This window comes from Polaribacter sp. PL03 (assembly GCF_033875165.1).
In the GTDB taxonomy this organism is placed as follows: domain Bacteria; phylum Bacteroidota; class Bacteroidia; order Flavobacteriales; family Flavobacteriaceae; genus Polaribacter.
In genome coordinates, this window is sequence record NZ_JAWZSV010000004.1 from 455,872 (window position 1) to 479,315 (window position 23,444).

Annotated in this window: 18 protein-coding genes; 7 read left to right on the top strand and 11 right to left on the bottom strand. The window is 29.2% G+C overall.

All coding sequences use genetic code 11. From position 1 onward, the window contains the following. Positions 1 to 16: 16 nt before the first annotated feature. From SHK09_RS10755 to SHK09_RS10795, 9 genes are all read right to left on the bottom strand, one after another. Complete coding sequence (locus SHK09_RS10755) at positions 17 to 1,288, bottom strand: adenylosuccinate synthase (protein WP_319810779.1); 1,272 nt, start codon at positions 1,286 to 1,288, stop codon at positions 17 to 19. Positions 1,289 to 1,326: 38 nt separating this feature from the next. Beyond that, positions 1,327 to 1,776: a transcriptional repressor gene (locus SHK09_RS10760; protein ID WP_319810780.1), complete on the bottom strand. Its 450-nt coding sequence runs from the start codon at positions 1,774 to 1,776 to the stop codon at positions 1,327 to 1,329. A gap of 71 nt (positions 1,777 to 1,847) precedes the next feature. Continuing rightward, entirely contained in the window at positions 1,848 to 4,067 is a 2,220-nt protein-coding gene (locus SHK09_RS10765; RefSeq protein WP_319810781.1) for a RelA/SpoT family protein, read from the bottom strand. Positions 4,068 to 4,138: 71 nt separating this feature from the next. Continuing rightward, a complete protein-coding gene (locus tag SHK09_RS10770) occupies positions 4,139 to 5,371 on the bottom strand; it encodes a M48 family metallopeptidase (protein WP_319810782.1) in 1,233 nt (410 codons plus the stop codon). A 405-nt stretch (positions 5,372 to 5,776) separates the two neighbouring features. Further along, complete coding sequence (gene ppgK, locus SHK09_RS10775; RefSeq protein WP_319810783.1) at positions 5,777 to 6,520, bottom strand: polyphosphate--glucose phosphotransferase; 744 nt, start codon at positions 6,518 to 6,520, stop codon at positions 5,777 to 5,779. A 3-nt stretch (positions 6,521 to 6,523) separates the two neighbouring features. After that, complete coding sequence (locus SHK09_RS10780; protein WP_319810784.1) at positions 6,524 to 7,321, bottom strand: RNA methyltransferase; 798 nt, start codon at positions 7,319 to 7,321, stop codon at positions 6,524 to 6,526. Positions 7,322 to 7,517: 196 nt separating this feature from the next. Continuing rightward, on the bottom strand, positions 7,518 to 8,813 hold the full coding sequence (locus tag SHK09_RS10785) for an amidohydrolase family protein (protein ID WP_319810785.1): 1,296 nt from the start codon (positions 8,811 to 8,813) through the stop codon (positions 7,518 to 7,520). A 6-nt stretch (positions 8,814 to 8,819) separates the two neighbouring features. Continuing rightward, positions 8,820 to 11,783, bottom strand: a complete 2,964-nt coding sequence (locus tag SHK09_RS10790; protein WP_319810786.1) for an amidohydrolase family protein — start codon at positions 11,781 to 11,783, stop codon at positions 8,820 to 8,822. Positions 11,784 to 11,871: 88 nt separating this feature from the next. Next, positions 11,872 to 12,957, bottom strand: a complete 1,086-nt coding sequence (locus SHK09_RS10795) for a DUF3810 domain-containing protein (RefSeq protein WP_319810787.1) — start codon at positions 12,955 to 12,957, stop codon at positions 11,872 to 11,874. Positions 12,958 to 13,095: 138 nt separating this feature from the next. Here SHK09_RS10795 and dnaB point away from each other — a divergent pair, with 138 nt between their 5' ends. Then, entirely contained in the window at positions 13,096 to 14,610 is a 1,515-nt protein-coding gene (gene dnaB, locus SHK09_RS10800; RefSeq protein WP_319810788.1) for a replicative DNA helicase, read from the top strand. Between the two features lie 71 nt (positions 14,611 to 14,681). Next, a complete protein-coding gene (locus tag SHK09_RS10805; protein ID WP_319810789.1) occupies positions 14,682 to 15,941 on the top strand; it encodes an asparagine synthetase B in 1,260 nt (419 codons plus the stop codon). A 2-nt stretch (positions 15,942 to 15,943) separates the two neighbouring features. Here the strand turns inward: SHK09_RS10805 and SHK09_RS10810 are convergent, their stop codons facing one another. Continuing rightward, entirely contained in the window at positions 15,944 to 17,617 is a 1,674-nt protein-coding gene (locus SHK09_RS10810; protein WP_319810790.1) for an AraC family transcriptional regulator, read from the bottom strand. Between the two features lie 325 nt (positions 17,618 to 17,942). On the opposite strand from SHK09_RS10810, the gene SHK09_RS10815 reads away from it, so the two are divergent. Next, positions 17,943 to 18,788, top strand: coding sequence for a transketolase (locus SHK09_RS10815; protein WP_319810791.1), 846 nt, complete (start codon positions 17,943 to 17,945; stop codon positions 18,786 to 18,788). Between the two features lie 161 nt (positions 18,789 to 18,949). Then, on the top strand, positions 18,950 to 20,080 hold the full coding sequence (gene bshA / locus SHK09_RS10820; RefSeq protein WP_319810792.1) for an N-acetyl-alpha-D-glucosaminyl L-malate synthase BshA: 1,131 nt from the start codon (positions 18,950 to 18,952) through the stop codon (positions 20,078 to 20,080). Positions 20,081 to 20,140: 60 nt separating this feature from the next. Here bshA and SHK09_RS10825 read toward each other — a convergent pair whose 3' ends face one another. Then, a complete protein-coding gene (locus tag SHK09_RS10825) occupies positions 20,141 to 20,776 on the bottom strand; it encodes a DUF937 domain-containing protein (RefSeq protein WP_319810793.1) in 636 nt (211 codons plus the stop codon). A gap of 121 nt (positions 20,777 to 20,897) precedes the next feature. Here SHK09_RS10825 and SHK09_RS10830 point away from each other — a divergent pair, with 121 nt between their 5' ends. From SHK09_RS10830 to SHK09_RS10840, 3 genes are read left to right on the top strand one after another with little or no spacing between them, the layout of a single operon-like run. Continuing rightward, positions 20,898 to 22,226, top strand: coding sequence for a dicarboxylate/amino acid:cation symporter (locus tag SHK09_RS10830; protein ID WP_319810794.1), 1,329 nt, complete (start codon positions 20,898 to 20,900; stop codon positions 22,224 to 22,226). 21 nt (positions 22,227 to 22,247) lie between these two features. Continuing rightward, on the top strand, positions 22,248 to 23,087 hold the full coding sequence (locus SHK09_RS10835) for a sulfurtransferase (protein WP_319810795.1): 840 nt from the start codon (positions 22,248 to 22,250) through the stop codon (positions 23,085 to 23,087). Positions 23,088 to 23,090: 3 nt separating this feature from the next. Next, a complete protein-coding gene (locus SHK09_RS10840; protein WP_319810796.1) occupies positions 23,091 to 23,417 on the top strand; it encodes a hypothetical protein in 327 nt (108 codons plus the stop codon). The last annotated feature ends 27 nt before the right edge of the window (positions 23,418 to 23,444 follow it).

The window sequence follows — 23,444 nt, forward strand, 5'->3', positions numbered from 1 at the left end:
TATATAAGATTACTAATTATCTAGTAATAGTTTGTAATCTATCCGGACCAACAGAAACAACAGATACAGGAACTCCAGTTTCTTTTTCAATAAAAGCAACATAGTCTAGTAAATTCTGTGGTAATTGATCTGCAGAAGTCATTTTTGTTAAATCTTCATCCCAACCTTTAAATTCAGAATAATTTACAGAAACATTTTCTGGTTCAATGTTGTAAGGTAGGTGAGAAATTTCTTCACCTTTATAGTTATAAGAAGTACATATTTTTAAGGTATCAAAACCAGATAAAACATCACCTTTCATCATCATTAATTGAGTAACACCATTTACATCTACAGCGTATTTTAAGGCTACTAAATCTAACCAACCACAACGTCTTGCTCTACCTGTAGTTGCACCAAATTCATGACCAATTCTAGCCATATCTTCACCATCTTTATCAAATAATTCGGTAGGAAAAGGACCAGAACCAACACGTGTTGTGTATGCTTTAAAGATTCCAAAAACTTCTCCTATTCTATTAGGTGCAACACCTAAACCTGTACAAGCACCTGCTGCTGTAGTATTAGATGAAGTTACAAAAGGATAAGTACCAAAATCAATATCTAATAAAGAACCTTGCGCTCCTTCAGCTAAAATTGTTTTTTTATCTTTTATCGCTTGGTTTAAAAACTCTTCACTATCAATAAATGCTAACGTTCTTAATTTATCGATTCCTCTAATAAATTCTGCTTCTAATTCTTTTAAATCATATTCTACTTGAACATCAAAGAATTCTAACATTTTAATATGTTTTGCTGTTAAAGCATCATATTTTTCTTTCCAGTTTTCTAATTCTAAATCTCCAACTCTCATTCCGTTTCTACCGGTTTTGTCCATATAAGTTGGGCCAATTCCTTTTAATGTAGAACCAATTTTAGCTTTTCCTTTAGAAGTTTCTGAAGCTGCATCTAATAATCTATGTGTTGGTAAGATTAAATGTGCTTTTCTAGAAATTAATAATTTAGAAGTATAATCTATTTTATGCTTGTCTAAATTTTCTAATTCTTTTTTAAAGATTACTGGGTCTATTACAACTCCATTACCAACTACGTTTAAAGCAGTTTTATGAAAAATTCCAGAAGGAATAGTATGTAAGACATGTTTGTGCCCATCAAAAATTAAAGTATGTCCAGCATTTGGGCCACCTTGAAAACGTGCAATGATATCATAGTTTTTTGTAAGTACGTCTACAATTTTACCTTTTCCTTCATCTCCCCATTGCAATCCTAGTAATAAATCTACAGCCATTATAGTTGTGTTAATTGTTGTTTGTGTTGTATTGTTAATTAAGATTTGTTCTTTTTTGTTCCGTAAAAATATAAAGAATGATTTTTAATGTCAATATCAAAAATATCTTCTATCGTTTTTTTGATAATTTGAATTCTAGGATCACAGAACTCTTTTACTTCACCAGAATCGGTAAAAATTACGTGATCATGGTTTTTATCGAAGTAACTTTTCTCATAACGAGCCATAGATTGCCCATCAAATTGATGTTTTCTTACCAAACCACAATTTAACAAAATTTCTATAGTGTTGTAAAGTGTAGCTCTACTAACTCTATAATTCTTGTTTTTCATCTTAATATAGAGAGACTCTATATCAAAATGTTCATCAGCATCATAAATTTCTTGTAGAATAGCATAACGCTCAGGTGTTTTCCTGTGCTTATTCTCTTCTAAATATGCTGTAAATACTTTTTTAACTACTTCTTGATTTTCAAGAGAATTACTCATTATCTTAAAATTTTACGAAATACAAATTTACAGTTATTTCTGAATAAATCCTCGCTTTTTGAATAGGATGTTTACAAAGTATTAACACGGTCTACTTTTTTAACGCCTTCTACTTTTTGAATGCTTTTGATTAACTTGTTTAATTGCCCACTGTTTTTAACACTTAAGCTTATTTTTCCATCGAAAATACCTTCATTTCCTGCAATATTTATACTGTTAATAAATACTCCCATATTGCTAGAAATAATTTTTGTAAGGTCGTTTATAATTCCTCTATTATCTACACCACTAATATGTAAAAACACTTTAAAGTCTTGCTGTGTAGAGTCTATCCATTTTGCTTGCATAATTCTATATGCATAGTTAGATTGTAAAGAGATTGCATTTGGGCAGTTCTTTTTATGAATTTTTATTCCTTCATTAATAGTTATAAAGCCAAAAACATTATCTCCCGGAATAGGATTACAGCATTTAGATAATTTATAATCTAACTTTTCTTCCTCTTTACCAAAAACTAAAGCATCGTATTTGCTTGTTACCTCTTCAGATTCTACAATGTTATTAGTAGAAGGTGTTCTTCTTAGCTTTGTTTTAAAGAAGTTTAAAAAAGTACTATTTCTTTGAGCAACATATGCTTTTAGATTTGTATTATCGATAGCACCATTTCCAATTCTAAAAAATAAATCGAAGCTTGTTTTAATTTTGAAGAATATAACAAGTTCATTAATTGTCTTTTCGTTAAAAGGGATTTTTAAATGGCGTAATTTTCTGGTTAAGATAGCTTTTCCTTCTTCTGCAATTTTCTTTTCTTCGTCTTTTAAAGCTGCCCTTATCTTCGTTTTTGCTCTTGCAGTAATAACAAAATCTAACCATCTTGCATTTGGCTTATTAGTAGATGTTGTAATTACTTCAATTTGATCTCCACTTTTTAAAGTATGACTTAAAGGAACCAGTTTACCGTTTACTTTTGCACCTCTACATTTTAAACCTACATCTGTATGTACTGTAAATGCAAAATCTAAAGCAGATGCATCTTTTGGCAACGATTTTAATTCACCTTTTGGTGTAAAAACATAAATTTCTTTAGAGTATAAATTCAATTTAAATTCTTCTACAAAATCTACAGCATTTAAACTTTGGTTTTCTAAAGACTCTTTTAATTTGTTCAACCAAGTTTCTAAGCCACTCTCATTAGCATCTCCTTGTTTGTATTTAAAATGAGCAGCATATCCTTTTTCTGCAATTTCATTCATTCTACTAGATCGAATTTGAACTTCAACCCACTGTGCATCTGGCCCAACTACAGTAATATGTAATGCTTCGTAACCAGTTGTTTTTGGTTGTGAAATCCAATCTCTTAATCTTGTAGGGTTTGGTTTAAAATAATCTGTTACAATTGTGTAAATTTTCCAAGCATCAAATTTATCATCATCTGAAGTAGGAGAGTAGATAATTCGAATTGCATACTTATCATACACTTCTTCGAAAGTAACATTTTGCTTTCTCATTTTTCTACGTATAGAATAAATGGATTTGAAACGTCCTTTTATTTCATAAGTAAAATTCTCTTTATCGAGTCCTTTCTTTAAAGTATCTGCAAAGGTTTCTAAATATCTTTTTTGTTCTTCTTTACTCTCTTTTATTTTAGTTACAATGTCTGTATAAACTTCTGGCTCGGTATATTTTAAACCTAAATCTTCTAACTCAGTTTTAATATTATATAAACCTAATCTATGTGCTAAAGGAGCATAGATATATAAGGTTTCTGAAGCTATTTTTACTTGTTTGTGAGCAGGCATTGCATCCATAGTTTGCATATTGTGCAATCTGTCTGCAATTTTTATTAAAATTACTCTAACATCATCATTTAATGTTAATAGCATTTTTCTAAAGTTTTCTGCTTGTATAGAAGCGTCTTGCTCTTTATTAAGACGAGAAATTTTTGTAAGTCCGTTTACTATTCTAGCAATTGTTTCTCCAAACAATTGCTCCATATCATCTAAAGTATATTCTGTGTCCTCTACAACATCGTGTAGTAAAGCTGCAGCAATAGAAGTTGCGCCTAAACCAATTTCCATTGCAACAATTTTTGCAACAGCAATTGGATGAAAAATATAAGGTTCCCCAGTTTTTCTGCGTTGTTCAGAATGTGCATCTACAGCAATTTCAAAGGCTTTCCTTATTAATTTTTTATCATCATCAGATAAAATTTCATAAGTACCTTTTAGCAAATCTTTGTATCTATTTGCAATTTCTTTATTTTCTTCTTCTATGGTTGCTGTGTATTGCATAAGTTATTTTGAAGATTTGTGTCTAAATATCTAAAGTGAATTTAGGAATAAGAATTTTAACAAACAAACATTTAAGAACCTAAATTTTTTACTCTTTGCAACAAAGTTGGATGAGAATAATGCATAAAAACATACGCAGGATGAGGCGTTAAATTGCTTAAACTATTTTTAGATAATTTTTTAAGTGAGCTTATTAATGGTTTAGAAGCAAAAGTTTCTTTGGCAAAATTATCTGCTTGATATTCAAATTTTCGAGACATATAATTCATAAATAAACCTGTTATTTCAGATATTGGCGAATATAAAATACCAAAGGCAATTAAACCAATATGAAAGCTTGGTGTAGAAACACCTAAAGCTTCCGATAATAGCGGAGAATTTATAAAAAGAGATAAAATAAATAAAGTTAAGCCTGTTAATAGGAGAGAAGAGGCTAAATTAAATAGAATGTGTTTTCTTTTATAATGCCCAACTTCATGTGCTAAAACAGCTACTATTTCGTTGGTATTTAGATTATTAATTAACGTATCGAAAAGTGTAATTCTTTTTTGAGAACCAAAACCAGAAAAATATGCATTTGCTTTTGTAGATCGTTTAGAGCCATCGATAACAAAAATATTATTTAATTTAAAGCCAACAGAAGAGGCATATTTTTCGATAGCAAATTTTAATTCTCCATCTTCTAACGGAGTTTGTTTATTAAATAACGGTACAATTAGTTTGGCGTAAAACATATTTATAAATAGAGAGAAGATTGCAACTAAAAACCAAGCATAAATCCAGAAATTCTCTCCTGTTTTTTCATAAAATAAAATTATAATTGCTAAAATTGCGCCACCTATAAAAATAGACATCAACCAGCCTTTTAGTTTATCTAACCAAAAGATTTTTATTGTAGATTTATTAAAACCAAATTTTTCTTCGATTACAAATGTCTTGTAATAAGAAAATGGTGTTGTTAATATATCTGAACCTAACATAATTATTCCGAAGAAAATAAGAGCCACAAAAATTGAATTATCAGTAAAACTTCTTGCGAAATTATCTACATATTTAAAACCATTAGCAAAAAAGAAAACAAGGGTTAATATAATTGAAAAGGTAGCTGTAAAATTAGAAAATTTCTCATTTGTCTTTTTGTATTCTTGAGATTTCTTATACTCTAACTCATTATAAACATCTGCTAATTCTGCAGGAATTTTATCATTAAAGTGTTTTGCATTTAAAGAGTCTAAAATTTTATCAATAATAAAACTGATAATTAAAATGGATATTAGTAGGTAAAATAGCGTTGAAGAATTCATTTTTTTACTTTAAATTTTTACGCAATAAGCTATTTCAGTTTATTGCTATTTATAGTTTGAATGCGTTATTATAATAGCTAAAATAACGCTGTTTTAAACTGTTGTTTTGCGATTGTCTTATTTTATTATCTACACCAATTTCTTTTACTATGTATGTAATTATTGGCTACTTATTGTAATTAAAATGAGTTTCGAAACTGTTTTCTTGTATTTCTAATGTAAGACATAAAAACTTTTTCATCTTCTAAAGCTTATGTTAGGTTTGCAGTTTATTTAAAAGTAAGTTGTTTAAAAACAAATTTTTAAATTGAATAACTTGTATTCGTTTTCTTAGAACTAAAATTATAAATAATAGGTGTTATTTATGTTCTTAAATTTTAAATGGATTTATGTGAAATGAAAAGGTTATTTACTTTTTTTTCTAGCATACATTGCAGCTCCAATAATACCAGCGTTATTTTTAAAGGCGGCAACTTGTATTGGTACTTCTGTAGTTAAATGTCTTTTAAAATCGTCATATTTCTTACTAATGCCGCCTCCTAAGACAATTAAACTTGGTGTAAAAACAAGTTTAATGTATTCTAATAAAGAATCGAATCTTAATGCCCATTCTTCTAATGTTAAATTCTCTTTTTTTCTTACGGAATCTGCTGTGTAAAACTCAATAATTTCACCATTTGTATGTAGCATTTTACCAATTTCTAAATTAGGTACTAACTTTCCGTTATAGAATAAGCCAGAACCAATTCCTGTACCAATAGTAACTACAATTACAACTCCTTTTTCTTTTTTGGCAGCACCCAAAGTAACTTCGGCTAAACCAGCTAAATCGGCATCATTACTTACATAAAAAGGAAGTTTGCATGTTTTCTTAAAAAGTTTATCAACTTTTACATTTAGCCATTCTTCACTTAAATTACCGGTATGAATACATTTACCATCTACAATTGTTGTAGGAAAGCTACAACCAACTGCTTTTTTCCAATTGAAATGAGCAACCATTTCACTAACTACTTTAGCTACAGCTTCTGGTGTTGCTGGTTTAGGTGTAGCAATTCTAAATCTTTCAGTTAATAATTCGCCTGTTTTTGTATTTACAATTGCGCCTTTAATACCAGAACCACCAATATCTATTCCTAAAATCTTCATACTTTAAATTTTAAAATCTCGTTGTCTTTTTGCTTCAAATAAAACAATTGCAGCAGCAACAGAAACATTCATCGAATCTATTTTTCCTTGCATTGGTATGTTTATATTTTGTGTTGCTTTATCTCTAAAAACAGCAGTTAAACCAGTTGCTTCTGTACCAACAACAATTGCAGAACCTTCTGTATAAATTTCTTTGTGATATTCGTTTGAATTTTGCAAAGTAGTAGCAAAAATTTTGATATTATTTTGTTGAAGAAAAGCAATAATTTCTTCTGAAGTACCTGTTGCAATTTGATTTGTAAAAACACAACCTACACTAGAACGTATAATATTAGAGTTATATAAATCGCTTTTTGGGTTTGCAATAAATACAGCATCTACGTTTGCTGCATCTGCAGTTCTTAGAAGAGCACCAATATTTCCTGGTTTTTCAATACCTTCTGCAATTAATAGTAACGGATTCTTATTTTTAAATTTTATATCTTCTAAAGAAAAACTTTTTGCTTTTGTAACAGCTATAATACCTTCTGTAGAAGCTCTGTATGCTAATTTTTGATATACTTCTTTAGAAATTATAATTCTATTTATATTTTCATTAAATAAATGTAAAACTTCTTGTTCAGAAATTAATCCATCAAAATATAAGATTGTGTCAAATTTATAATCTGCAGCAATTGCTAAAGATATTTCTCTTTTTCCTTCAATAATAAAAAGTCCAGTTTTTTTACGTTCGCGAGATTTCTCTTGTAGTTTTAAGAGGTCTTTTATGTAAGAGTTGTGAATGCTTGTAATTTCTTTCATTACCACAAATATACCTAATTATAGGTATTGTAAGAATGTTGAATTAAAACAATATTTGTAACTGTAATAAAATGCTTTTTTTTTATTTAAATTCTATTGCTAAGAAAAAGGAGATTTTAATATTGTTAACTGTTTTTAATGAAAAAGGCTCGCAAATTGCGAGCCTTTTTTGATATTATAAAAATAAATAAATAAATTATTTTGTTTTGTATTTATTAGAATAACGTTTCCAAAGTTTTGTTTGGTGTGTTTCTAAACTAATTTTTCTACCTTGAACAAAAGCATTTGTTAATATGTTACTGCGCATTTCTAAAGCATCACCTTCAGAAATAAATAAAGTAGCATCTTTACCAACTTCTAAAGAACCTGTAAAAGAATCGATACCTAATATCTTAGCAGTATTTAAAGTAATTAACTGCAAAGCAATTTCTTTATCTAAACCGAAAGCTGCAAAAGTACCAGCATAAAAAGGAAGGTTTCTTGTATTCATACGTTCCATTTGCCCTTCCATACCTATACTAACTAAAACACCTTTATCTATTAATGTTTTTGCTATTGTGTAGGTAGAATCATACGAGTCATCTTCGTTATTAGGGTTTCTGTGTGGTCTTTCTAATATTACACCAACATTATTTTTTACTAATAAATCTGCTACTTTATCTGCGTGTTCTCCATGAACAATAGCCAGTTTATTAATACCTAATTCTTTTGCAATTGTTATTGCATCTGTAATTTCTTTTTGTCCGTTTACGTGAATAAAAAGTTTTTTAGATCCATTAAATAAACCTGCTGTTGCTTGGTAAGGTAAATGTGTTTTTGTTTTATTACTTGCTAAATAATTTTTAGCATTCATAAAATAAGATTTAATATCATTTATTTTACCAGCATATTTAGTGTCTGGTTTTAAAGCAGGATCTTCTCCTAACCACCATCTACCAGAAGTAAAACTAGACGGCCAATTCATATGAATACCATCATCTGTTTTAATAGCAGCATCTTCCCAGTTCCAAGCATCTAATTGTACAATAGAAGAAGTACCAGATAAAGTTCCTCCTCTAGGAGTTACTTGTGCCATTAAAACACCATTTGGTCTCATAGATTCTACAACTTTACTTTCTGCGTTGTAAGCTATTAAACTTCTAATATGCGGGTTCATAAGACCAATCTCATCCTCATCATTACTTGCTTTTACAGCATCTATTTCTACAAGGCCTAACGTAGCATTTGCAGCAATAATACCAGGGTAAACATGTTTTCCTTTAGCATTTATTACCGTTCCTTGTCTTGCAATTTTCATCATTGCACTACCTACAAAAGTAATTTTACCATCATTAAACATAATTAATGAGTTTTCAATTACTTTACCAGTACCCAAATGCGCTGTTGCACCTTCAATAGAAAATGCTGTAGTTTGTTTATCTGCGGGTGTTTGTTGTGCTAAAATATTTCCTACTAAGAAGAAAAATAGCAAACTATATATTATTTTTTTCATCTTTTTTTAGTTTTTAAGTTCTTCTAAAGTATCACAGTGAAAATTTCTATCTCCTCTTTTCATTGGAGCTTTCGTTTTTCCACCGTTCATTTTATCATTTAACATCATGCTAATTAATTTACTTTTTTCTAGTTTAATTGCTTCACGTTTTTTAAGATCTTCAGCTCTATCAAAGTAAATACTACCGTCTACAATTGTTTTTTCTGCTTTTGCATAAATAGACATTGGGTGATGGCTCCATAAAACAACATCAGCATCTTTTCCTTCTTTAATACTACCAACTTTATCATCTATATGTAATAATTTTGCAGGATTAATAGTTACTGTTTTCCAAGCATCTAATTCAGACATACCACCATATTTAATGGTTTTTGCAGCTTCTTGATTTAAACGTCTAGACATTTCTCTATCATCAGAATTTATTGCAACAGTTACACCAGCATTATGCATAATTGCAGCATTGTATGGTATTGCATCATTTACTTCATATTTATAAGCCCACCAATCTGAAAAAGTAGAACCACCAACACCGTGTTCTGCCATTTTATCTGCAAGTTTATAACCTTCTAAAATATGTGTAAATGTGTTAATCTTAAAGTTGAATTTCTCTGCAACTTTCATTAACATATTAATTTCTGATTGTACATAAGAATGACAAGAAATAAAACGTTCTCCGTTTAAAATTTCAACTAAAGTTTCCATTTCATCATCTCTTCTGTATGGGTTTCCACTTTTCTTTAAAACTTCATATTCTTTTGCTCTTGTAAAATAGTCTGTAAACATTTGTTCAACACCCATTCTTGTTTGAGGAAAACGAGTTCCGTTTCTGCTTCTAGATTGTTTTACATTTTCACCTAAAGCAAATTTTATAAACTTTGGCGAATTGTCATAAATCATATCTGCTGCGTTTTCTCCCCATTTTAATTTGATAATTGCAGAACGACCACCAATTGGGTTTGCAGAACCATGTAATATTTGTGAAGAAGTTGTTCCACCAGAAAGATTTCTGTAAATATTAATGTCATTAGGATCTATTACATCTTCCATAGTTACTTCAGCAGAAGAGTTTTGTGCACCTTCATTAACAGCAGAAGCTGCAATATGAGAATGTTCATCTACAATACCAGCAGTTAAATGTTTTCCTGTACCATCTATTTCTTTTGCATTTCTTGCTTTTATATTTTTACTAATTTTAGCTATTTTTCCGTCTTTTAAAAGTACATCTGTATTTTCTAAAATACCAGCATCTTCACTTGTCCAAACAGTTACGTTTTTAATTAAAATAGTTTCAGTTTCTGGTACTTTATAGTTTCCAAAACCAAGATTAGGATAACTTACAGGAAACACAACAATTGCATCTTCTTTCTTTTTCTTGCTATCTTTCTTCTTACTGTCTTTTTTTACTTTTTTACTAGCAGACCAGTCAGTTTCGTTTCCTTTAGTATCATAAGCAGTTCCTTGCATTACACTAGCAGCGTTTATAATTTTACCCATCATTCTTGTGTAACCACTATCTTCATTTAAAGTGATAGAAACCCAATCATCTTTAAAAGAAAATTTAGATTTCACTTTTTTATCACCCATCTTAATAGCTGCAGTTTGTTTTGCACCTTTTCCAGAAATAGTTAAATCGTAGTTTTTACCATTTACATATAACATGTAATTTCCTGTAATGTCTTTAATAGTCATATCATTTACTACATTTTTATCTCCTTGAACCCAGTTTTCATAAATGGTAGTTTTAGCATCAAATACATCTCCAGAAGTAATAATAAAGTTAGCATAACTACCTGTATTTAGGTTTCCTATTGAAGAGTTACCAATAATAGTTGCAGGAATTGTAGTTAAAGAAGCCAATGCTTTTTTAGCATCGAAACCATATTTTATGGCTTTCTGTAAATTTTTATGAAAAGATTTTACAGATTTTAAAGAACGTGTAGTAATTGCAAAATTAATTCCGTTATCAGATAATACCTTTAAATTAGAAGGTTCCTGATTCCATTTACGCATATCTCTTAAAGAAATTTGTTGTGCTAATAAAGGGTTAGAAACATCAAAAGCATTGCTAAAGTTAATAGGAATAATAAAGTTTGCATTTGTAGCTTTAATGTCGCTAATTCTTTCAAACTCATCACCAGAACCAACTATTGTGTATTGAATTCCAAATTCATCACCAACCTTATCTGCTCTTAAAGCATCTAATAAATTACCAGTCTCAAAAATTTGAACTAAGTTTTTATTGTTGTTTAAAGCCTCTAAAGCTAAATCTTTATTCTTCATGTTTCCGTTAGCGTACCATGAAGCATCATTGTACATCTGACGTAATAAAGCCATTGCACCCATTCTAGAACTAGGATATGCCTGACTAGAAACTGAGCTTTTAGAAAACGATAAATATTGTGCAGATTTAGTTTCTAAAATTCTGTAAGCATCAGAAGAATTAGGGTTTAGAGCAATTAACAACCCGTTTCCACGAACAATACCATCTTTCATGTGCGTATTCACAACACCAAAACCTGCATTTATAAGATCTGTTGCTTTTTTAGAATCAAAAGAAAAATCTTTTATAGGATTAACATCTGGTCTAATGTGATCATTCCAATAATAACCCTCGCGAGAAGCTTCATATTGTGTTGTTCCTCTAAAACTACTAGAAGATCTTTTAGGTTTACTAATTCCAAAATCTGAATATAAATCGATAAAAGAAGGATAAATAGATTTTCCGGTAAGATCTACTGTTTTTGCGCCTTTAGGAATTTTAACAGATTTACCTATTTGTATTACTTTACCATTTTCAATTAGTAAAGTTCCTTTTTTAATCACCTTTTCTGGTGTCACATAAATTGTTGCATTGGTAAGTGCAACTAATGTGTTGTCTGTAATTTTTACTCCTGCATCTGTTGGAAAATAATCTTGCGAGTGCAAAGAAATTGTCAACAAAAACGAGAATAATAAGAGTAATTTTCTCATAAGTTTGATTTGGTTATTTGAATTAATTGCTATAAATTTAATTAGAAGCAATTTGTAAATTGTTAAAAGAGGTTATTTTAACAAAATTTTAAGAATTCAAAACTTTTTCTGAAGTTTCAAAGTAAGTAATTAATAGGTCTACAACGTAATTATAAGATTTAATTCCTTTGTCTTGTTTATTTGCTTTTAAATATGCGTTGTAGCCTTTCTTTACAATAGGTTCAAACGGATTTTTATATTGTTGCCAAAACAAATAAGTATCATTAAAATCCTTACCAATTCCTTTATGTACAGTTTGCCAAAGTTCTTTAGATATTTTTAAATTTCTTTTTCGAAGTTCAGAAATACAATACCCAAAAGCCATTCTATAACTCGCATATTTAAAATAAATATCATCATTATAATTAGCAGCTAAAAAACCAACAAAATTGGCTTCATTTTCTGCAGCAAACCCAATTTGATGCGCCATTTCATGACAAACAGTTGTTGGATACCCTGTTTTTGTAATTCTGTCATTTACTTGTGCTTCGCCAGTTAACGGGTTTAAATAACCGGCAGTTCCGTTATAACTTTGCAACAAACTCATCAAAGAACTTTTTACAGATTTGTGTTGATATTCTAATTGCGGAAAATCTTTCGCTAAATTGTGATAACCAGAAACAGCCATTTTATACATTTCCTTTTGAGTATAAGGATTATTAACTTTTAATGTATCGCTTTTTGTGATTTTAAATTGATAATAATTTAGTTTTTCTATAACCTGTTTTGTAACTTTTTGAAGCTCTATTGTTGTGTATTCTTTTTGTTGATACTTTAAGTTTTTAGCTAATGGCTCTCTATAATAATTTAAGCCCCAGAAAAGATAAAAACAAAAATAGATTGTTGATAAAATTGCTGTAAAATGAATAATCTTCGGAATAAAACTTTTAAATCTTGTTTTTATCAATCTAAAAATAAAACGAAGAAAAATAAATAGAAGAAAAGCAATTAATAAATCGCCAAAAGAAAAAGGAAGCCAACCTAAAATAATTCTTAAAAAGGAAGCGATATAAGGGTATATTCCGTTAGAATAATAACGTTCTATAAAAGCAGGATTCTTAGCTGCTAATTGTACTAATAAAACCTGAATTGGAAGAAAAATAGTTAGAAAAAGATGTCTTTTATTTATTTTCATTTGTGTAAAAATAAGAATTCAAAATAGAAGTTGACTGGTTATTAACAAGATAATAACAATTTAGTTTACAATAAATGTTTACAAATTTAAGTTCAATTTTAGAAAAATCTAACAAAGTAAAAAAGTACATTTGTAGTCATGGAAAAAACGAAGGCAGTCGCAGAAAAAAAGTCGGATAGAAGTAGACTTATTAGTCTTGAGAAAGGGAAAATTCCACCACAGGCAGTAGAACTAGAAGAAGCTGTTTTAGGTGCAATGATGATTGACAAAAAGGGAATTGATGATGTTATAGATGTCTTAAGTTCAGACGCTTTTTATGATCAAAAGCACCAAGATGTGTATGCCGCAATTTATGAGTTATTTCAAAACTCTGAACCAATTGATTTATTAACTGTATCGAATCTTCTTAAAAAGAACGGAAAGTTAGAATTTGTTGGTGGAGATTTATTTCTTATTCGTTTAACTCAAAAAGTAGCTTCTTCTGCGCACATTGAGTTCCATGCTAGAATTATCCTTCAAAAATTTATTCAACGTAAATTAATATCAATTTCGAGTGAAATTATAGAAAATGCGTATGATGAAAGTACAGATGTTTTCGAATTATTAGATGATGCTGAAGCAAAACTTTTTGAAGTAACACAAGGCAATTTAAAAAAGAGTTCTGAAGCTGCAGGTTCACTTGTAAAACAAGCATTAGCTAAAATACAAGAAATAGGTAACTCGGAAGGAATGTCTGGTTTAGAAACCGGTTTTACCAAATTAGATGCTTTAACCTCTGGTTGGCAACCGTCCGATTTAGTTATTATTGCTGCACGTCCTGGTATGGGAAAAACAGCATTTGTAATTTCGATGGCAAAAAATATGGCAATTGATTTTGGTCATGGTGTTGCCGTTTTTTCTTTAGAGATGTCTTCTGTACAGTTAATTACGCGTATGATTTCTTCGGAAACAGGTTTGACTTCAGAAAAATTAAGAAAAGGAAATTTAGAGCCTCATGAATGGGAACAATTAAATGTAAAAGTTAAGAAATTATCTGATGCACCTATTTTTATTGATGATACACCATCTCTTTCTGTATTCGATTTAAGAGCAAAAGCAAGACGATTAGTATCACAACATAATGTTAAGATTATTGTAATAGATTATTTACAATTAATGACTGCTGGTGGTAAGGCAGGAGGAAATAGAGAACAAGAAATCTCTATGATTTCTCGAAACCTAAAAGCATTAGCAAAAGAATTAGAAGTGCCGGTAATTGCACTTTCTCAATTATCGAGAGCTGTAGAAACGCGTGGAGGAAGTAAAAGACCTTTACTGTCTGATTTACGTGAATCTGGTGCAATTGAGCAAGATGCAGATATTGTATCATTTATTTTCCGTCCAGAATATTACGGAATGACAGAGTGGGATGATGATGAACATACACCATGTGAAGGACAAGGAGAATTTATTGTTGCAAAACATAGAAATGGTGGTTTAGATAATATTCGTTTAAAGTTTACAGGGCATTTAGCAAAATTCTCTGATTTAGAAGAAGGTTTTAGTTCAGAGTTTCAATCTTCTATGAATGCAGATTTCCCAGAAGATCCTTTTGCAGGTGAAAGTGGTATTGACCCAAAAGATGCTTTTGGTGATGCAGATGTACCTTTTTAAGTATTAAAGAATTTATAAATTTATAGAAATACACAATTGCTTCACAGTAATTGTGTATTTTAGTTTTTGGTATGAAAAAAATCTTATTAATATTCACATTTCTATTCATTTCAAACTCAGTTTGGGCATCTTTTATTTATGTACCAATGAGTAGTGATAATCAGAAAAACCATTTAAAAGCATACGGAATTGTATATTTCTCTTTAGAAGCAGGTTTAAAATCGAAGTGGTTATTAAATTATGATGGAGGTGCATTCTTAATTGAAAACAACAAAATTGTAGAGAACGAATGTAAAATTCGAGGCGTTTCATATCAGATAATTTCAGATGCGAAATCTCAATTAATATTAGAAGAAATTGCAGCACCATCTTCTAATAAAGATGCAGTAACTTTAGAAAAAGCACCAAAAATAGCGGTTTACTCTCCTAAAGATAAAATGCCTTGGGACGATGCGGTTACTATGGTTTTAACGTATGCAGAAATTCCTTTCGATGTTATTTATGATAAAGAAGTTTTAGAAGATAAGTTATTTATTTATGAATGGTTGCATTTACATCATGAAGATTTTACAGGGCAATATGGTCGTTTTTACGGCTCCTTTAGAGCAGCTCCATGGTATATAGAAGGCAAACAAAGAGCAGAAAAATTAGCCATAGAACTAGGTTACAATAAAGTTTCACAAGAAAAATTAGTGGTAGCTAAAAAGATTAGAGATTATGTTGTTGGTGGTGGTTTTATGTTTGCTATGTGTTCTGCTACAGATAGTTTTGATATTGCACTTTCCGCAGAAGGTGTAGATATAGCAGAAGCAATGTTTGATGGAGATGGTACAACACCAAATTATCAATCTCAAATAAATTTTAATAAAACGTTTGCTTTTAAAAATTATCAGTTAATTAAGAATCCTACAACGTATGAGTTTTCATCAATAGATATGACTAGAAAACGAAAAATACCTAAAACATCAGATTATTTTTCTTTGGTAGAGTTTTCTGCAAAGTGGGATCCAATACCTACAATGCTAACGCAAAATCATACTACTTTAGTAAAAGGTTTTATGGGACAAACTACCTCTTTTGATAGAAATACAATTAAGAGTAATGTGTTAGTTTTGGGCGAAAATAAAGTAAATAGAGAAGCTCGATATATTCATGGAACAAAAGGTAAAGGAATGTTTACCTTTTATGGAGGTCATGATCCGGAAGATTACACACACAGAGTTGGCGATCCAAAAACGGAGTTAGATTTACATCCAACTTCACCAGGTTATCGTTTAATTTTAAATAATGTATTGTTTCCTGCAGCTAAGAAAAAGAAACAAAAAACTTAAACTTACTTTCTATTATTTAATTCTTTAATATAAAACGAAGGCTTTAGTCCTGTTTTTTTATAAAAAGCATTTGAAAAGGACTCAGCTGTATTAAAACCTACCTCTTTTGCCAGTGCTTTAATAGAATATTTTCTAACAAGTTCATCCTTGCCTAAGAGCTCTAAGCAATAGTTTATTCTTAAATCTTTTATATAAACAGTATAGCTTTTTCCTTTATCAAAATTTATTATTTTAGATAAATAGTTAGAATTTGTTTTTAAATTAGCAGCAAGTTCTTTTAAACTTAAACTAGAATCTGTAAATTTATGGTTCTTTTCAAATTTAGTTAAACCAACAAGAACATTCTCTATAATCTCTTTAGAAATATTTAAGGTGTCTTTTTCTTTTATTTCTGCTATAGATTCTTTAACCTCGCTTTGTGTTCTAATAAATTTTTTAAAACGATCTTTAAGTATTTTCTTTTTTCTAATCTGAAAAAATAATAAAGACAATATTAAGATTGAAATACCCAAAAAAACATAGGTTGATTTTTTAGAATTATTGAGGTTTCCTTTTAACTGATTGATGATTTTTTCTTTTTCAGCATTTAATTTAGGAATATCATATTCATTTTTAAATGTTATAGCAAGGTTCTTTTCTCTTGTATTTAAAATACTATCTACCTTTATTAACTTTTCTATATAAATTAATTGATTTTTTAAATCTTTTTTTTCTTTGTAATATTTTATTAAAAATTGATAACTGCTTTTTTGAGTATGATGGGTTATATTTGTTTTTTGATATAAGGAGTCGATCAAATAATTAAAATGAAAGGCTTCGTCTACATTATTTAATTTAATATAAGACCTGGCAATATAATTATAGGCATGAGATAAAGTTGCGTAATTCTCGTCAGTTATAATATAAGGTAAAGATTTTTTAATGTTCTTTATGGTTAATGTGTATTTCTCTTCTTTAAAAGCTAATTTTCCTTGTCCTAGTAGAGAAATACCTATTAAAATATTATTTTTTGTTTTTTTTGCAAAAAATAATGCTTTGTTATTATATATATGGCTGGAGTCAATTTTGTTTAGTTTTAGGTATGTATTAGATGTGTTATACAACAAACTAAAATAATTATTATCTTCTATTTTGTCTTGATTTTTATTGTAGTAATCAATGCATTCTAGAAATATTTTTTTTGATACATTATAATTATGGCTTTCTTCTTTAAGAATACCTATTTTATGTTTTACAATATACTTTAAACTATCATTATTATCTAAATACCTTAAAGCTAAAATATAATTTTTTAGAGCTTCATTATTTTTTTTATTAAAGATATAATATGTTCCTTTATCAAAATATGCGTAACCAGGGAATAGTTTATTTGGTTTTTTTCTTGTAGTCTCTATTAATTTATCTAAATAATTAAGATAAATAGTTTCGTCATTTAATATTTCATTTAAGTAATAATAACCATCAATTAAAGATATTGTATCTTTTTTTAGATTCGCTTTAACTAGAATTAGATCAACATATTTTCTGGCTTTAATAGTATCTATATTTTTATACTCGTAATATTTATCTGTAAGATGATTAAAAGAAGAATCTAGTAATACAGCGTTTTTGTTTTGAGAATTAATGGGTAGATAAAACAACAACAATATAAGATATATGGTCGATTTATGAATCATAGAAGCTTTTTTTTGAAAGCAAAAGTAGAATATTAATTTATGTTTCTTGTATGTTTTGTAAGTATTGTAAGGAGAATGTGTGTTTTTTAATAGTCGAAATTCGCGAATTTCGACTATTAACGTTTGTTTAGTTAGTAACAGATACGTTTCTTTGAACAAGAAAAGGAGTGTTGTAGCTTTAATAAAATGTATTGTATACATTATGGGATTATTACTATGAAAAAGTATCCGTTGCACACTCTTTTTTCAATTTATATTTTTCTATTATTTTAAAGATAAATCCATTCACTTTCGTATTTTTGTTCACATAAATTAAAATAACAAAATGCCAACAACACAACAATTACAAGATTTTACACAACAAGTTCGTAGAGATATTTTAAGAATGGTGCACAAAGTAAATTCTGGTCACCCAGGAGGATCTTTAGGATGTGCAGAATTTATTACTTGTTTATACCAAGAAGTAATGGAGTATTCTACAGATTTTACAATGGATGGAAAGAATGAAGATTTATTTTTCCTTTCAAATGGGCATATTTCTCCGGTATTTTATAGTGTTTTGGCGCATAGTGGATTTTTTCCAGTAGAAGAATTATCTACTTTTAGATTGTTAAACTCTCGTTTACAAGGACACCCAACAACTCACGAAGGTTTACCAGGTATTAGAATAGCATCTGGTTCTTTAGGGCAAGGAATGTCTAATGGGATTGGTGCAGCACAAGCTAAAAAATTAAATGGAGATGATAAAATAGTATATACTTTACATGGTGATGGTGAATTGCAAGAAGGTCAAAACTGGGAAGCAATTATGTACGCATCAGCAAAAAAAGTTGATAATATTATTTGTACTATCGATTTAAATGAAAAACAAATTGATGGAACTACTGATGAAGTTTTAGCAATGGGAAGCATAAGAGCAAAATTTGAAGCTTTTGATTGGGATGTTATTGATGTTGAAAAAGGAAATGATATTGATGCAATATTAGCAGGTTTATCAGAAGCAAAATCATTAACAGGAAAAGGAAAACCAGTTTGTATTTTATTACATACAGAAATGGGGAATGGTGTAGATTTTATGATGCATACTCATGCTTGGCATGGTAAAGCACCTAATGATGATCAATTAGAAAATGCATTAGCTCAAAATCCTGCAACTTTAGGAGACTACTAAAAGTAGAATTAAAAATACATTATTTAAGAGTTTTTCATACATTATGGAAAACTCTTTTTTTATGCTTTTATTTAGAATTAAAATGTAAGAATACCGCTATCTTTACAACCAAAGAGAGAACGTTTATTAGTCTTTAAATAATTTAATATTTCAGTAATTATATGAAAATAGGTATTGTTTGTTATCCAACATTTGGTGGAAGTGGAGTAGTAGCTACAGAGTTAGGAATGGCTTTGGCAAATAAAGGTCATGAAGTACATTTTATTACGTACAATCAACCTGTACGCTTAGATTTTTTATCTCATAACTTACATTTTCACCAAGTAGTTATAGAAGAATATCCTCTTTTTGAATATCAACCTTACGAATTAGCTTTGTCTAGTAAAATGGTAGAAGTTGTTCGTAAACACGATTTAGAAGTATTACATGTACATTATGCAATACCACATGCATATGCAGCATATATGGCTAAACAAATGTTAAAAGAAAAAGGTTTAGATGTAAAAGTGGTAACAACATTACATGGTACAGATATAACTTTAGTTGGAAGTCACCCAACATATAAAACAGCAGTAGAATTTAGTATTAATAATTCTGATGTAGTAACTTCTGTTTCAAATAATTTAAAGGAAACAACTAATAAATTATTTAATATTACTAAAGATATTAAAGTTATTTACAACTTTATTGATGTTGAAAAATATGATAATGCACACAAAGAAGAATGTAAACGAATTGCTTTAGCACAGCCAAACGAAAGAATTTTTACACATGTAAGTAATTTTAGACCTGTAAAAAGAGTGGAAGATGTAGTTCGTGTTTTTGGAGAAGTTAGAAAAAAAATAGCTGCAAAATTACTAATGATTGGTGAAGGACCAGAAAGAGCAAAAGCAGAAAAACTTGTAAAAGAATTAAAACTAACAGAAGACGTTTTCTTTTTAGGAAATAGCACAGAAGTCGCTAAAATATTGTGTTATACAGATGTGTTTTTACTACCTTCTCAAACAGAAAGCTTTGGTTTGGCAGCATTAGAAGCAATGGCAGCAGGAACTGCAGTAATTTCTACAAATACAGGTGGTTTGCCAGAAGTTAATATTCATGGAGAAACTGGTTTTTTAAGTGATTTAGGAGATATTAAAGACATGGCAAAAAACGCGTTGTCAATAGTAAAAGATGATGCAACTTTAGAAAGGTTTAAGCAAAATGCTAGAAAACATACAAAACAATTCTCTTTAGAGAGTATACTTCCTGTTTATGAAGAAATTTATAAATCCTGTTATAAAAGTAAATAGTAATAAAAAAAGCTCAAACATTATGTTTGAGCTTTTTTATTACTTAATATTTTAGTTATTTTATTTACCAAAAAGACCACCTAATAAACCACCAAGTCCACCAGATTTTTTATCTCCTCCTAATACCATTCCAGCAACATCATCAATTACACTTCCATCACCATCTGCATCTAATATTTTCTCTAAGAAACTCTGGTCGTTATCAGCAGAATTACCACCTAATAAACCTCCTAAAAGACCTGTTAAATCTCCAGAATTACTAATATTTTGTTCTTTTTTCTGTTTAGATAAAACACCCATTAAAATTGGTGCTGCAACTTTTAAAATATTTGCTACCGAACCAGCATCTAAACCAGATTTTTGACTAATAACTTGTTCTACTCCTTGTTGTTTTCCTCCTAAAATATGACCTAAAATTCCAGCTCCATCTTGTTTTACAGTCTCATCAACTCCGCCACCAAATAAACCACCAAGGTTGTCTAAAATACTACCATCATGTTTACCAGATAATGCACTCATTAAGCCTTCTGCACCTTCAGGAGTAGAAGCATTTCTTTCCATTGCTTTCATTAATACTGGTAAAGCCATAGTTAAAACACTACTTGTTTTACTTGAATCATTCCCTGTAGAACCTGCTACACCAGAAATAATTTGTTTTCCTAAATCACTACCTAATAAGTCTAAAATACCTGCCATTTTTATGTTTTTAATAATTTATATGAATCTTTTCTATAAATATGACACAATATACAAATAAAGTCACCTAAATTTTTATTTTTTTTTTATCTTGTCAAAATTGTAATAATTAAATAAATAAATGAAGAAACTAGCATTACATTGGAAAATTTTAATAGGAATGGTACTTGGTATTGTTTTTGGTTTTATAATGAATACTATTGATGGCGGAAAAGGCTTTGTAACAGATTGGATAAAGCCATTTGGAACCATATTTATAAATCTTTTAAAATTAATTGCAGTACCATTAATTTTAGCCTCATTAATTAAAGGAATATCAGATTTAAAAGATATTTCTAAAATTAAAAAAATGGGTTTAAGAACCATCTCTATATATATAGGTACAACTTTAATTGCAATTATTATTGGTTTAGCAATAGTCAATATAGTAAAGCCAGGTGAAGGAATGTCTGCTGAAACTATTGATAAAATTAAATCTAAATATGAAACATCTTCTGGTGTTACAGATAAATTAGCAAAAGCAACTGCGCAAAATGATGCAGGACCATTACAAGCAGTTATAGATATTTTTCCAAGTAATATTTTTCAATCATTTGCAAATGCAAGTATGTTGCAAATTATCTTTTTTGCAATGTTTGTAGGTATTTCTTTGTTATTAATTCCAGAGAAAAAAGCAAAACCATTAGTAGATTTCTTTGATTCATTAAATGAAATGGTAATGAAAATGGTAGATTTAATTATGCTTTTTGCACCTTATGCCGTTTTTGCATTGCTATCAAACGTAATAATAGCTTTTGATGATACAGAAATTCTTTTAAAACTATTAGTATATGCCGTTTGTGTAGTTGGAGGTTTAATTTTAATGATTGGTTTCTATCTAATCTTAATTAGTGTTTATACAAAAAAATCACCATTATGGTTTTTAAAACAAATAAGTCCAGCACAATTATTAGCATTCTCTACAAGTTCTAGTGCGGCAACATTGCCAGTAACTATGGAAAGAGTAGAAGAGCATTTAGGCGTAGACAAAGAGGTTTCTGGTTTTGTTTTACCTGTTGGTGCAACTATAAATATGGATGGGACAAGTCTGTATCAAGCAATTGCAGCTGTATTTATTATGCAAGTAATTTGGCCAGAAGGCTTAACGTTTTCTAATCAATTAGTAATTGTTTTAACAGCATTATTAGCTTCTATTGGTTCTGCAGCAGTACCAAGTGCAGGTATGGTTATGTTAGTAATTGTATTAGAATCTATTGGTTTTCCAGAAGAATTATTACCAATAGGGTTGGCATTAATTTTTGCAGTAGATAGACCTTTAGATATGATGAGAACTACTGTAAATGTTACAGGTGATGCAACTGTTTCTATGATTGTTGCTAAATCTTTGGGGAAATTAAAAGACAACCCAAAAGCAAAAAACTGGGACGATAATTATGATGACGTTAAGTAAGATATATTAAGAGCATAAGTAATGTCTTTAAAAATAAACAAACCTTTAGTTTCTGTAGATTGGTTGTACAATCATCTAAATGATGACAACATTGTTGTTTTAGATTGTACCATACCAAAAGTAACTTCTAACACATTAATTATAGAAGAAAAGACACAAATTAAAGGAGCCGTTTTTTTTGATATAAAAAATAGTTTTTCTGATAAAAATGCAGCATTACCTAATACTGTTTTATCACCAGAAGAATTTGAAATTAAGGCACAAGAATTAGGTATTAACAAAGATACTGTTTTGGTCTGTTATGACGATTTAGGAATTTATTCCTCACCCAGAGTTTGGTGGATGTTTCAATTAATGGGTTTTAAAAATATAGTTGTTTTAAATGGAGGTTTTCCAGAATGGAAATTGAAAGGTTTTCCTATAGAAATACCAAAGATACATCAGCAAAAAAACGGAAATTTTAAAGTAAATTATAAGCCAGAAAAGTTAAAGTATACAAAAGACGTATTAATATCTATAGAAAATAAAAAGGTATTAATTGTTGATGCTCGTTCTAATGGCAGGTTTTTAGGAACAGCTCCTGAACCACGAAAAGATTTAAAAAGTGGCCACATTCCTAACGCTATAAGTTTGCCTTTTGAAGAGGTTTTGCTAAACGGAAAAATGAAAACAGAATCTGATTTAGTAAAGGTTTTTAGTAGTTTAAAAGATAAAAATGAAATAATTTTTACATGTGGTTCTGGTATTACAGCAGCAATTTTAGCATTAGGAGCAGCAATTTTAAATATTAAAAATGTTGCAGTTTATGATGGATCTTGGACAGAATGGGGAAGTACAGATAATTTACCAATAGCACTATAAATTATGAATTTAGATTGGACTAAAAAAGAGTTTGAAGCTTATGTACTTTTATATGCTGCACATTGCAATCATGTAGAAGATATTGCAGAACAAAAGTATATTCGTACCAAAGTTGATGAAAAAACATTTCATAGAATTCACACAGAAGTTGTTGTAGATTCAGATGAAGATAATTTAAACAAAATTCAATATTTCGTTTCAGAGAATCATTTTACTGAAGATGAAAAAGAAACTTTGTTAAGAGATGTTAAGCAAGTTTTTTTTGCTGATGGTACTGTAGATATTATAGAAAAGAAAGCGTATTCAATTTTAAAAAAAATGATTGGTTAAAATAATAAGAACTTATAATTACTATTA